This window comes from Pseudomonas sp. TMB3-21 (assembly GCF_054898145.1).
Window position 1 is genome coordinate 3664336 of record NZ_CM142718.1, and the last position, 12600, is coordinate 3676935.

Annotated in this window: 9 protein-coding genes and 2 pseudogenes; 8 read left to right on the forward strand and 3 right to left on the reverse strand. The window is 57.1% G+C overall.

The window, feature by feature from the left end:
• Positions 1 to 266 precede the first annotated feature (266 nt).
• Positions 267 to 1262, forward strand: coding sequence for a LacI family DNA-binding transcriptional regulator (locus ACYZTS_RS16815; RefSeq protein ID WP_461996463.1), 996 nt, complete (start codon positions 267 to 269; stop codon positions 1260 to 1262).
• A gap of 182 nt (positions 1263 to 1444) precedes the next feature.
• Complete coding sequence (locus ACYZTS_RS16820) at positions 1445 to 2797, forward strand: MFS transporter (protein ID WP_461990597.1); 1353 nt, start codon at positions 1445 to 1447, stop codon at positions 2795 to 2797.
• Between the two features lie 528 nt (positions 2798 to 3325).
• On the opposite strand, the pseudogene ACYZTS_RS16825 reads toward ACYZTS_RS16820, so the two are convergent.
• Both ACYZTS_RS16825 and fos read right to left on the reverse strand, forming a co-directional pair.
• A pseudogene (locus ACYZTS_RS16825) lies at positions 3326 to 4700 on the reverse strand (transposase).
• A gap of 88 nt (positions 4701 to 4788) precedes the next feature.
• Positions 4789 to 5199 carry a fosfomycin resistance glutathione transferase gene (fos, locus tag ACYZTS_RS16830; protein ID WP_461990599.1) on the reverse strand — a complete coding sequence of 137 codons (411 nt, stop codon included), beginning with the start codon at positions 5197 to 5199 and terminating at the stop codon, positions 4789 to 4791.
• Between the two features lie 308 nt (positions 5200 to 5507).
• Between fos and ACYZTS_RS16835 the strand changes: the two are divergent.
• The 3 genes and pseudogenes from ACYZTS_RS16835 (at position 5508) to ACYZTS_RS16845 (ending at position 7654) form a co-directional block, all read left to right on the forward strand.
• Positions 5508 to 6641, forward strand: a pseudogene (locus tag ACYZTS_RS16835) (polymorphic toxin type 44 domain-containing protein).
• Entirely contained in the window at positions 6628 to 7020 is a 393-nt protein-coding gene (locus tag ACYZTS_RS16840) for a hypothetical protein (RefSeq protein ID WP_461990601.1), read from the forward strand. Before ACYZTS_RS16835 ends, ACYZTS_RS16840 begins: the two are co-directional and overlap by 14 nt.
• Positions 7021 to 7378: 358 nt before the next feature.
• A complete protein-coding gene (locus ACYZTS_RS16845; RefSeq protein WP_461990603.1) occupies positions 7379 to 7654 on the forward strand; it encodes a hypothetical protein in 276 nt (91 codons plus the stop codon).
• Between the two features lie 97 nt (positions 7655 to 7751).
• Here the strand turns inward: ACYZTS_RS16845 and ACYZTS_RS16850 are convergent, their stop codons facing one another.
• Positions 7752 to 8657, reverse strand: coding sequence for a LysR family transcriptional regulator (locus ACYZTS_RS16850; protein WP_461990605.1), 906 nt, complete (start codon positions 8655 to 8657; stop codon positions 7752 to 7754).
• 161 nt (positions 8658 to 8818) lie between these two features.
• Here ACYZTS_RS16850 and ACYZTS_RS16855 point away from each other — a divergent pair, with 161 nt between their 5' ends.
• From ACYZTS_RS16855 to ACYZTS_RS16865, 3 genes are all read left to right on the forward strand, one after another.
• Complete coding sequence (locus tag ACYZTS_RS16855) at positions 8819 to 9865, forward strand: SDR family oxidoreductase (protein WP_461990607.1); 1047 nt, start codon at positions 8819 to 8821, stop codon at positions 9863 to 9865.
• 22 nt (positions 9866 to 9887) lie between these two features.
• Positions 9888 to 11249, forward strand: a complete 1362-nt coding sequence (locus ACYZTS_RS16860; protein WP_461990609.1) for an NTP/NDP exchange transporter — start codon at positions 9888 to 9890, stop codon at positions 11247 to 11249.
• A gap of 65 nt (positions 11250 to 11314) precedes the next feature.
• A complete protein-coding gene (locus ACYZTS_RS16865; protein ID WP_461990611.1) occupies positions 11315 to 12559 on the forward strand; it encodes a serine hydrolase domain-containing protein in 1245 nt (414 codons plus the stop codon).
• Positions 12560 to 12600 lie beyond the last annotated feature (41 nt).

Below are 12600 nucleotides of genomic sequence, written 5' to 3' on the forward strand. Positions count from 1 at the left end.
AGATGAGGCTGAGAAAAACAGTGGTTATTAGCATCTGCCAGCGTTCGAATAATCTGATGTTACCGGTAACAATTTATTTGTAAAGACCTAAAACCGCTATTCGAATAGGCGCACGGGTAGCCTGCAGGGAGTGGAGGTATGCCCACTGGCACGCATGTATAATCGGCAACAATCAGTATCAGCGGCGTTTCTCGCCCGTCATTTTCAGGAAAAACAGGACGTTCATGAGTCACGAGGATTTAGGCAGAATCAGCACACCGCCACGAATGGCCGACGTCGCCAAATTGGCAGGTGTTTCGAAGATGACAGTGTCCCGGGTCTTGGCCGGTCGCGACGTTTCAGAGCGCACTCAGAAGCTTGTCCACGCGGCGATTGAAACGCTCGGCTACCTGCCTGATGCCTCCGCGGGAACCCTGGCCACCGGGCGCTCGGAATTTATCGTGGCGCTGGTGCCGTCATTGGCGAGCTCCAACTTTGCCGACACCGTGCGAGGCCTGAATGATGCCGTTAGCGAACATGGCTTGTGTTTGCTGTTGGGGGACACGGATTACCACCTGGAGCAGGAGGCATTGCTGGTCCGCACGCTGCTGCGCCATCGGCCCGTGGGGGTGATGCTGACAGGCAGTGCCCATCTGGAAGAGACCCGCAAGCTGCTACGTCAGGCGCAAGTGCCGGTTGTCGAGGCTTGGGACATTCCGGACGATCCTATCGAGCAATCGGTAGGCTTCAGCAACGTGGCCGCTGCCGCGGCAATGTACGAGCACCTGTATCGGCAAGGTTACCGGCGGATTGGCTACATCGGTGGTGCGTCGGTACTCGATCACCGGGGCCAGCAACGTCAGCAAGGTTACCTTGAGGCTGTCGCGGCGCTAGGGGGAGGCGAGCCGAGAGTGATGGAGTATGGGGAATCACCCATCACGATGAGTCATGGCGGGGAATCCGTGAAGCGGCTGCTGGAAAAGTGGCCCGATACGCAGGCCGTGATGTGCGTGAGTGACCTGTCGGCGTTCGGGGCGATCATGGAGTGCCATCGCCAAGGTCGACGTGTACCCACGGATATTGCCATCGCTGGTTTCGGTGATTTCGAAGTCTCACGGTATTGCACTCCGACCATCACCACCGTCTCGGTTGATCCCTACGGTATTGGCCAGCGCGCGGGCCAATTGCTGGTGGCCAGTGCCGCTGCGCAGCGCCTCGGGTCGCCACGGCCTCGAGAGCGTGATGTCGTCGAGTTCAAGATCGTACCGCGCGAAAGCACCTGACATTTTTAACCGAGCCTGCTTGCTTTGCTCCGAAACTAATTGCTACATTAAAAATGTTACCGGTAACAAGGCAGCTTGCAGATCTCTTTATCCGTACGGATTGCGTTAGGTCAGTCCGAGGAACCCAAGGTCGCAAGCCAAAATAAAAACAATCGGCATGACAAATGCCTTGAGGTCAACACATGGAATCAGTATCTCAGCGTCCTCTCGAAGGAGAGGGCTCGGCGGAGCTTACCTCCGAGGATCGCACCTACCGTAAGGTCATCTGGCGTGTCCTGCCGATCCTGCTGTTTTGCTACATGGCGGCGTACCTGGATCGAGTCAATATCGGTTTCGCCAAGCTCGATATGCTCAACGATCTGCAATTCAGCAACACCGTCTACGCGCTGGGTGCGAGTATTTTCTTCTGGGGCTATTTCCTGTTCGAAGTGCCTAGCAACCTGTTCCTCCATCGCTTTGGAGCGCGTCTGTGGATCGCTCGCATCATGATCTCCTGGGCCATCGTCTCCATGGCCGTGGCTTTTACGGTGCCGCTCGCAAAGTTCTTCCATATCGAATCGGAAACGATGTTCTACCTGCTGCGTTTCCTGTTGGGGATCTGCGAAGCCGGTTTCTTCCCAGGTGTGATTCTCTACCTTAACTACTGGTTTCCCACCCATAGGCAGACCCGCGTCATGGCCGGCTTTCTGATGGCCTTGCCGATCAGCCTGACCCTGGGCGGGATTCTGTCTGGCTGGCTGATGAAGGCGATGCAGGGTGTCAATGGCATGGCCGGCTGGCAGTGGATGCTGATCATCGAAGGCATTCCGTCGCTGATCATGGCTGTGGTGGTGGTCACCTTGCTGGTCGATAAAATCGACAATGCAAAATGGCTGACGCCAGCAGAAAAACACATGCTGAAAAACAACCTCGATCGAGATAACACCACGAAGGCGTCAAGCCTTCGGGATGTGCTCTTCAATGGTCGAGTGTGGTTGTTGGTGCTGATCCTGTTGACATTCAATACCGGTTTTTACGGGCTGGCGTTCTGGATGCCGACAATCATCAAGGCCACGGGTGTTTCCGATACCCTGCACATCGGTTTGCTGACCGCGATCCCTTACACCACCGCGCTCGTCGCGATGACACTCAATGCCTGGCACTCCAACAAAACCGGCGAGCGCCGACTGCATGCGGCTATTCCAGCGTTCATCGGTGGGGTCGGGCTGATTTGCAGCGCCATCTTTGCCGATAACCTGCCAGTGTCCATTTTCTTTCTCAGTGTTGCCGCCTCAGGCTTGCTGAGCCTGATGCCGATTTTCTGGACATTGCCAGGCACGGTCTTGTCGGGTGTGGCAGCAGCGGCGGGCATCGGCATGATCAACGCAATTGGCAACCTTTCGGGGTTTACCGGTTCCATGATTACGGCCACCGCAGAGACACTTACGGGCGACATAAACAATGGTACCTACGTGCTGGGTGGATGCCTGCTCATTAGCTGTGTGCTGATCTTGCTCATTCCAAAATCGATGCTTGCTAAAGACATCAAAGCCTGACCGGGTGTCGTCGATCCTGTTCCAAAGCCCAGGTTCACGGGGGGAGTGCATTGAGAGGAGTTTGAGTCCTTCCGCTCATGAAGAGTATCTGTGTCTGAATCCGTTCGGGAATGTTCCTGCGGGAGGGTTCAGGCGCAGAGTCTCATTTGTCCCGCAAAAGTTATTTCATGGCGCAGACAATATCGAGACGAGGTTGGAGGGTGGTGCTCCTGGATTTTAGTCGAGCATGTGTTGGCAAGTGGGAGCGAGATGAAAACTCTACCCAGATCCACGCATGACAATCTCAGAGTAAAGCCGACCTCTTTTTCAACCCGGAGGACAATGTCCTCTTTGGCGATTGCCGCCTTTGGCGAGAGGCACAAAACGACCGATTCTGTTGAAAAAGTCGGATTTTCAAATGGCCTGAACTCAGGCACGACCACCACCGGAGAACCTACTCACCACATTGAGCGGTTTTTCGGCCCTTTGTTGACCTTTGCTGCTCAGTTAGTGGGTTAGTTTGAGGTTTTTGGCTTGGTGCAGGCGCACCTATCCCGTGACTGGTGGCCCTTGAGATGAAAATTTAGCCAGCCGTCGCAGGTTCTGCACCGCAGCGCCCAGCGTGAATTCATCCGGCGCGCCACTCATGCCGCGTAGCCGCAGGCGATCCAATTTCAGGATGCGCTTGAGGTGGGCAAACAACATTTCGACCTTTTTACGTTCGTGGCGAGAGCGCTGATATGCCGGCGTTGCTGCAATGCGCCGAGCCACATCACGAGCGGCTTCATGGACGCTGCGAGCGATCTTGCGGAACGCTGTGTTCGGGCAGCACTTGGCTTTCATCGGACACGTAGCGCAGTCGGTCTGCCGGGATCGGAAGATGATGGTGTTGGCTTTGGTGACGTGTGAACGCTCATTCTTGAAGGCTCGCCATCCGCTGCGCAATGGGTTGCCGGGCGGGCAGCGGTATTCCTCAGCCTCTTCATTCCAGTGGAAATCGTTACTCGAAAAACTGTCGTTCTTGCGCTCGGTATTGTCCCACACCGGCACGTGAGGTTCGATGTCTTTTTCCTCCACCATCCAGGCCAACATCGGCGCAGTACCGTACGCGGTATCGCCGATGAGGCGCTCCGGCTTGATGTCGAACTGCGCTTCGGCCCGATCAATCATCGTCTTGGTGCTCTCGACTTCTGCGGTTCGATGAGCCGGTGTGGGTTCCACATCCATGATCACGCCGTGCTCGGTATCGATCAGATAATTCGTGGAATAAGCGTAGAACGCTGGGCCACCTGGAGCGGCGGTCCAGCGGGCTTGAGGATCAGTCAGCGATAGGCGCTTCGGTAGCGTTTCGGCCAGAGCCTCTTCATCGAGGGCCTCAAGGTATTCACGCACGGCGCGGGTACTCAGGGCCCGATCGCTCCAGTTGACCGACTCATCACCCGGTACGCCGCGCTGCCGACTGGCATCCGCTTTGATGATGCTGGCGTCCACGGCAAAGCCTTCGCCTTTGACCAGGCCTGCGTCCATGCAGCGTCGCAGCACTTCATTGAACAGCCAGCGAAACAGATCACTGTCCCGAAAACGGCCGTGTCTATTTTTGGAAAAGGTCGAGTGGTTGGGGGACTTCATCTTCAAGGCTCAACCGGCAGAACCAGCGATACGCCAGGTTCAAATGGGCCTCTTCGCACAGCCGACACTCTGAGCGAATGCCGTAGCAATAGCCCACGATCAGCATGCGGATCATCAGTTCGGGACCAATCGACGGACGCCCAATCGGGCTGTAAAAATCGGCGAGGTAATGGCGCAGGTCGCTGAGATCGAGACACTGATCAATGCTGCGCAGAAGGTGATTGGCTGGGATGTGATCTTCAAGATTGAACGAGTAAAACAGTCGCTCCTGCCCACTCGATAGCTGTCCCATCATGCTGTGTGCTTCCCTGCTGGCCAATGCAGATATTTTGCCGCAGGCCAGATGCCAGAGCTACTTTGTCAATAAAATCAGACGAAAACGGTCAGTCAAAAAACTCCATACCTGCATACGGCTGGCGCCGGCATTGCTCAAGCCTTGAAGCTAGGCTGCCTACATGCACTTCCAGGCGATGCCCATCGGGATCCGAAAAATAAAACGAGCTACCTTCGCTCGAATTGGATTTCCACTCAATAACGTTACGAAGCCGCAAGTTAGCTGTGACTTCTTCAAAATCATCCTGCCCCACCGAAAACGCATAGTGGGTGTAATCAGGCTGTTCTGCCGCCACACGGCTCTCATCGAGAGACAGACAAAGCCAGAGATCACCAAGGGAAAGATAAGCCCCCGTCTCCCAGCGGGCAGTCAATCTAAAGCCGGGTAGAGTCACGTAAAACTCAATGCTGCGAGAGAGGTTTACAACCGCCAACGTAAAATGATTCAAGCCAGTCAACATGAGAATCTATCCAGAACCAATCCACGAGAAGGTTGAGGATATCAACATCGACTTTTTCAACACAATCGGCCGATAGCTGCCCATCTCGACAGCCAGCTATCAGCCAAATGGAGTCAATCGGATACTACGAAACCAAGGGCGATTCACAACTCTCCGGTATCGTTTAGATAAAGCAAATGACACGAAAACGCGGAAGGTTTTGAGCGAGACTTCTAGGATTTGTCCTGCAGCCATTGTTCGAGCTTCCCGATAGGGTCAGACTACCCCAGCCACAAGCAGGACTCCTCGCAACGATTCAAGGACGATACATGATTTCTTCTGCACGACTGGTGACAAGCATGTCTGCCCTTTGCCCGGCCATGGCACCACCCCGATTGCCTCCGCCAGTGGCGACGTAAATATCAACTTTATGGGTTCCGCACGTGTTGGCGATACATGTGGTTGTGGCGCTGCTATTACCACAGGGTTTCCATCGATCCAAGTGAACGGCCGTCCTATGGCCCACCTTGGCAGTCCTACCAGCCATGGCGGAACCATCATCACTGGGTCAGGCGATGTAGGTGGCGGGTTTGTCATGGGCGATGCTGGCGGTGCAACCATCATCAACTTCATGGCCCTGGGAGCGTTCCGTCCAGATGGCACCGTGGACGACGAAATGATGGCGACCTTGCTAGCTGATCCAAATTTGAAAGAGAAGGCTCTGGCGGCCAATGCCTTGGTAGATCCTCAAGCCAGTGCCGGAGAACCTGAAGCCAAGACGGAGCCGGAAGCACTTCCTGCATGCAAAGACCCTGACATGATGGAGCAACTGGCCGGTTACATCGCTGATGAGATGAATCGCAATCAAAGACCCAGCAGTCTTGGAAATGAAAGAACTAAACGGCTTTGATCCTGAGACGGAAACCAAGAAATATATGGAACTTCCGCTCTACCTGCGCCTAGGGCAAGACCCCCAGTTTTACACTATGGCACTTGGAAAAAAGGCGAAGGCTCTCGCCATCTGGACGAAACAGGTGGGTCAGGGTCAGGATTGGGATCACAAGCCCCAGTTGGCCAAACTGTTTGGTGCACCTTGGCACAAACAAGGGGCATATGACTTCTACTACGACATCTGGTCGAACATCTATTATGGTTATGTCGGATTAGCCGGTGGACTTTCTGACAGCGTGCAATTGGACGGCGCTGGAGTTGAGCAAATAGGCTCAGACAGTTGGCGCTTCCTCAAAGACCCTAAGAGGTTTGATGGCCCACAAAGGACGGAAGGCGTCGATGGGATGCGGGCATGGGACGATGCTCCTGACAGGGTGTCGATCATCCTCGGTATGGAACTCTACAAGGAGTATCCGAACGGCGGTGTCACTGCACAAATCATCATGGACAAGGTGTTGGCAGTGCCAATTGCTGACTGGGGTACAGGGGTTCAAAAACATGTCTGCAAATGAAAAGCGCCCACGACATATTGGGCGGTGGGCAGGGCTGGTTCTTATAGGTGCTGCGGCGTGCTGGTACGTAGCCATACCACGAGTTGTTGTTTTCTACTCAAAAGACGGCACCAGAAAAATCAGTTACGTCCTGAACACCCAGCACACCATCGTTCGCGGTGAACTGCTGCCCGGGAAGACAACGGGTGATGTAGGACATATCTTTCCTGACGATGAGTTCTTCATGCGTCTGGATTGGTGGAATGCGAAGGGCCTGAACCGTTGCATCAGCATTACGCCCCAATGGCCGACAACGGAAATTCATATCGACCGTAACGGCGAGATAGACACCAGTGAAGGCAGTGGCACTGACGAAGAGCAATTGAAAGCTTGTGCGTAGGTTTCAGCCAAACCATAGGGGACATACTGTCCATAGCAAATCCACGAGTGATCGATGTCTTCCGGTGTAGGACGTCTCCGAAACGCATAAACCCGGTTTTACATCACCCATTCACTCACCTATAGTTCGCCCGTCGCCGACACATCGGTGATCGACTTTAGCCGGTCGAACAAGAGTGCACGAGCGCCCCCGAAATGGAGGCGCTTTTTGCTGCCTGTGTTTCTATTTATGGCGGTCGTGCGTGGGACACCTTCGGGTGTGCCGGATTCTCTTGTCCGGTCGGCTAACCCGCGTACGGCTGCCACCTGATTTGCTTAGCCGCGATGGGTGGGAGCTCTTAACTCAAGAGAATTTTTCCATGCCAGAATTTCGCCCCCTGCAAGGCAACCTCAGCAGCACCCCCACGCTCTACATCGACACCGAAGCCAAGGCCTCGGCCCTTCTCGAAAACGCCAGACATCGCATCAATACCGTACGCAATATGCTTAACAGCGTTAGTTGCCTGAGCGTAAAAGATGCCGGGGGTCATGATCTGGAACATCTCGCCAGTGCTGCGCATATTTTGCTGCAGGACGGTTGCGACGCGTTGGATGCGTTGGCATGGAAGCTGGATAGAGTTGCGCCTGCACTCTGATCGTAAAAAGCCGCGATGATCGCGGCTTTTTTGCATCGGTTGACTTGATCGCACTTCGGGCAAAACGTCGCCGCTCAGCCTGATGTACGACACTCCTCTAAAGCCCGCCCCCCGTCTCAACTTTCAGAAAATCTATAAACGCCCGAAGCGGCGAGGGCACATGCCTGCGGTCGTTGTAATAAAGATAAGGCCCGTCGAATGCCTGCCACCAGTCTTCCAGTACCGGTAACAGCGTGCCCTGCTTGATCAACGGCCCAAGGTATTCTTCGAAGGTGTAGATAATACCGACACCGCCCAACGCAGCACCCACCTCCAGGTCCTGGGATGAGCTGAGCAGCGGTCCCTGAGGTGGTACGCGAATGGTGGTGCCGTCTTTTTCAAATTCCCACACCCCCAGCTTGCCGCTTTCGAAGCGATGACCGATCAGGCGGTGGTTAAGAAGGTCGCGGGGATGCAGCGGCGTGCCGCTCTTCTCCAGATAACCAGGCGATGCAGCGGCCAGGAAGCGCTGTCGACGTGGGCCGATGGGCACGGCAATCATGTCTTTGGCCACACTTTCCTCGTAGCGCACGCCCGCGTCGTAACCAGCGGCGATGACATCGATGAAGGTGTTTTCCATCGTCACTTCAATGCTGACCCCGGGGTAGCGCTCCAGAAACCGGGGGATCAGCTTAGGCAGCACGAAACGAGCGACGGGCACCGGGACGTTCAGGCGCAAGGTGCCTACCGGCCTCAGCGCATCGTTATCAAGGTCGCCAAAGGCTGCGCCTATTTGCTCAAGCGCCGGGCGTAGCCGCTCCAGCAGGCGGGCACCGACTTCCGTCGGGATCACGCTACGGGTCGTGCGGTTGAGTAGCCTGACGCCCAGGTCGCTTTCCAGCCGGCGTACACCATCGCTGATGGATGAAGCCGACATGCCACGTTTCTGCGCCGCCACCCGGAAACCGCCAGCCTCCACAACGGCAGCAAAGAGTGCAACATCGGTCAGGTTTGGCTGGCGCATGGCTGCTCTTCATAAGAGGGATGCCGGATTGTACGTCTGGGCGTACACAGCGTCCATTTCAGTACGGCTTATCGCCAGCAACCCACGGATCAACAATGCCTCACGTCGACGTACCGCTCTGTCGCGGTACATCAGGTCACTACCCGCGAGAGGCTCCAACAATGACAAATACTCTGCAGATACAACCCCTGCGTGCTGCCCGCTCGGCGTGGCGCAATACCCTGATGACGTTTGGCCTGGCCATTAGCTGTGTGCTTGAAGCAGGAAATGCCGTGGCGCAAAGCGTGCCCAAGCCGGATTGGAGCCTGGCGGACATGCCCTCGCAAAGCGGGCGTATTTTCCTGGTGACTGGCGGCACCAGCGGCATGGGTTACGAGGATGCCAAAGCCCTCGCCGCGGCTGGCGCTCGGGTCGTGATCGCCGCACGCAATCCGCAGCGCGGCGAGGAAACAATTGCCCGTATCAAGCAGGAAGTTGCTGACGCCCACGTGCAGTTCGAAGCGGTGGACCTGGCCAATCTGGCATCGGTTCAGGCGTTGGGCGAACGCCTCAACGCCACCTTGCCGCACCTCGATGGGCTGATCAATAACGCAGCGATCATGTCCCCCGCGCAACGTGGCACCTCGGCCGATGGCTTCGAAATGCAACTGGCCACCAACTACCTGGGCCACTTTGCCTTGACCGCTCATCTACTGCCGCTACTGCGCAAAAGCGACGGCGCACGGGTGGTGACGCTGTCCAGCATCGCGGCCGCGGGTGGCAGCATCAATTTCGACGATCTGCAGGCCGACCGGGGCTATAACCCATTTCGATCCTATGCCCAGTCGAAACTGGCCAGTCTGATGTTTGCCTTCGAGCTGCAACGCCGCAGCGAGGCGCAAGGCTGGGGGATTCAGAGCATTGCCGCGCACCCTGGTGTGGCGGTGACCGAGCTGATCAAGCGCGGTCCAGGCCTGGACAGCGAATTCGGGCGCAACTGGGCCAAGGATCGCGAGCGCTACCACTCCGCCGCTCAGGGTGCGCTGCCGACGCTATACGCGGCCACCGCGCCGGATGCTCAGCCGGGCGCCTATTACGGCCCGATTGGTGAAGAGGAAAAGCGTGGTCCGCTGGGGCTCGCCAGCGTACCGGCAGCGGCCAAAGACCCTGTGGCTACCGCTCGCCTGTGGACGGTCAGCGAACAGTTGACCGGTGTCAGCTTCCGTTAAGTCGCGCATCAGGAGAGTCATCATGCTGTCAGCTATTCTGATGCAGCGCCTCGGCGTCGCCATCAACGCCGAGCGTCACGAGCTGAATCCCGCGCTTGCGGGGTTCGCTTTGTTTTTCTGCCTGTTCTGCGGCTATTTCATGTTGCGGCCGATTCGCGAGTCGATGGGCATCATGGCCGGTATCGAAAACCTGCAATGGCTGTTCACCGCCACTTTCGTGGTCATGCTGGTTGCCGTGCCGTTGTTCGCCTGGCTCAGCTCCCGGGTACCGCGCATTCACTTCGTCGACTGGGTCTACGGATTCTTCTGTCTGAACCTGCTGGCGTTCGCCGGGCTGTTTCAGCTCAGCGCTGACAACGTCTGGCTGGCCAGAGTGTTTTACGTATGGATCTCGGTCTACAACCTGTTCGTGGTCTCGGTGGGCTGGAGCCTGATGGCGGATGTCTTCGACGGGCATCAGGCGAAGCGGTTGTTCGCCTTTATCGCAGCTGGCGCCAGTGTCGGTGGCCTGGTGGGGCCGGCAATGAGTGCACTGCTGGTCGGGATCATTGGTCAGTCCGGTCTGGTGCTGCTGGCAGCCGTGCTTCTGGGCGTCGCCCTTGCACTGAAAGCGCCGCTGATGCGCTGGCGGGAAATCGGTGGCGTCGGCAGACCAGGTGCGCCGCTTACCGAGAGCACCAGCAAGCCGGTGAGGGGCAACCCGTTCAGTGGCTTGACACGTGTCTTGAAGTCACCGTACTTGTCGGCAATTGCCGTTTTTGTCGTGCTGCTCGCCACCGTGACGACCTTTCTGTATTTCGAGCAGGCCCGCCTGGTGGCCGAGCATTTTCCTGATCGCGAGTCGCAGATCAGGGTGTTCGGCATCATCGATGTGATCGTCCAGGCCGGTGCCTTGCTGTCGCAGTTGTTTATCACCGGGCGCATCGCTCAGAAGCTGGGGGTGCGCGCGTTGCTGGCGATCGTACCGATGCTGGTCTGCGTGGGCTTTATCGGCCTCGCCTTGGCCCCGACGTTCGCCATGTTGGCGGCGCTGATGATCGTCAGGCGCATCGGTGAGTACGCCTTCGTCAGGCCTGGACGGGAAATGCTCTTCGCACCGCTGGACGCCGAGAGCAAATACAAGGCGAAAGGCTTTATCGATACGGTCGTCTACCGGGCCGGCGATGCGCTGAGTGGGTGGGTGAAGACTGGCCTGGACTTGATCGGTCAGGGCGCAGTAATGGTGGCGCTGGTAGGCGCAGCCTGCGCATTGCTCTGGGGCGCGTTTGGCTGGTACCTCGGCAGGCAGGCTGACGACCTGAGCAAACCCTCGACTGCTGAGCCGAAGCAGGTGAGCCCTGATCGGGGCATGGGCTACTGGAGAGGGCGCAACTCCAATCAGTAGGCTATGGTTCAAGCGGGCGCGTGTCCCAACTTCCGTGAATGGCAAAAACAAAAAAAGGATAGGTTATGTACTCATCCGCTATTGCTCGTCCGGCTGCGCCAGGTCGGTCGCTGCTTCTCTCGCTGAGTCTGCTCGCTGCGGGTATCACCCCGGGCGCATGGGCTGACGATTATCCCCACGCCCAGGAACCGATTGGCACCGTGGAGCAGATCTATGACGGCACCATGCTCCCCGATCTGGCAGTCAGTACCTACCGCAACATCGACCGGCTGTTTCCCACCCATCCAATCAAAGCCGGCGATCAACCGTACGCGCTGCCGAAGTCGGACAAACAGTTGCCCAACGTTCGCTTCACTGTTGGGGACAAAAAGTACGACCTGTATGACTTCATCGCGCTGGACAGCATTACGGCGATGCTCGTGCTCAAGGACGGCAAGATCGTGTTCGAGACCTACCAGCGCGGCAACACCGAGAACACCCGCTGGATGTCGATGTCGATTGCCAAGTCCATCACCTCAACGCTGGCGGGTGCAGCCATCAAAGATGGCCTTATCAAAGGTCTCGATGCGCAAGTGGTGGATTACGTTCCCGAGCTCAAGGGCAGCGCCTACGAAGGCGTGACCGTGCGCGACGTGCTGATGATGTCTTCGGGCGTGAAGTGGAACGAGACCTACACCGACCCGGCGTCTGATCGTCGCGCGCTGCTCAAAGCGCAGATATCGCAGAAACCGCGTTCGGCCATGGCGTTGATGGCAAGTTTGCCGCGAGCGGCTGAGCCCGGTACGGTCAACAATTACAGCACTGGCGAAACGCAGGTACTCGGCGAGATTGTGCGTGGCGCTGTGAAGATGCCGCTGGCCGATTATCTATCGCAGAAGATCTGGCAGCCGTTCGGTATGGAGAGTGATGCCCGCTGGTGGCTCGATTCGCCTGACGGCGTGGAAATCGGTGGCAGCGGTATCAGCGCCACGCTGCGCGATTATGGCCGCTTCGGGCAGTTTTTCATGAACGGCGGCAAGATCGATGGCGCGTCGATTCTGCCCGAAGGCTGGGTCAAGGAGGCGACGCTGCCGACCACCCTCAAAGGCGGCAAGTCCCTGGACTACGGCTACATGTGGTGGACGGCATGGACCGAGCCTTCGGTCAAAGACGGCGCCTATTCGGCGGTCGGTATCCAGGGCCAGAACATCTACGTCAACCCCGCCAATAACGTGGTGATCGTCACCTTCGGTGCCCAGCCCAAGCCGGTTGATAAAGAGCCGATCGACCCGATGGTATTCTTCGATGCCGTGGTAGCGGCGTTGAAGTAACTCCGCGCCGCGGATGACGTTAGTCTCGTCGAGCGACAGGC

Excerpts from the sequence above, each read along its gene's own strand:
- ACYZTS_RS16865 (WP_461990611.1), top strand. The coding sequence starts at position 11,315 with ATGTACTCATCCGCTATTGCTCGTCCGGCTGCGCCAGGTCGGTCGCTG.
- ACYZTS_RS16850 (WP_461990605.1), bottom strand. The coding sequence starts at position 8,657 with ATGCGCCAGCCAAACCTGACCGATGTTGCACTCTTTGCTGCCGTTGTG.
- ACYZTS_RS16815 (WP_461996463.1), top strand. The coding sequence starts at position 267 with ATGGCCGACGTCGCCAAATTGGCAGGTGTTTCGAAGATGACAGTGTCC.
- fos (WP_461990599.1), bottom strand. The coding sequence starts at position 5,199 with ATGTTGACTGGCTTGAATCATTTTACGTTGGCGGTTGTAAACCTCTCT.
- ACYZTS_RS16820 (WP_461990597.1), top strand. The coding sequence starts at position 1,445 with ATGGAATCAGTATCTCAGCGTCCTCTCGAAGGAGAGGGCTCGGCGGAG.
- ACYZTS_RS16845 (WP_461990603.1), top strand. The coding sequence starts at position 7,379 with ATGCCAGAATTTCGCCCCCTGCAAGGCAACCTCAGCAGCACCCCCACG.
- ACYZTS_RS16860 (WP_461990609.1), top strand. The coding sequence starts at position 9,888 with ATGCTGTCAGCTATTCTGATGCAGCGCCTCGGCGTCGCCATCAACGCC.
- ACYZTS_RS16855 (WP_461990607.1), top strand. The coding sequence starts at position 8,819 with ATGACAAATACTCTGCAGATACAACCCCTGCGTGCTGCCCGCTCGGCG.
- ACYZTS_RS16840 (WP_461990601.1), top strand. The coding sequence starts at position 6,628 with ATGTCTGCAAATGAAAAGCGCCCACGACATATTGGGCGGTGGGCAGGG.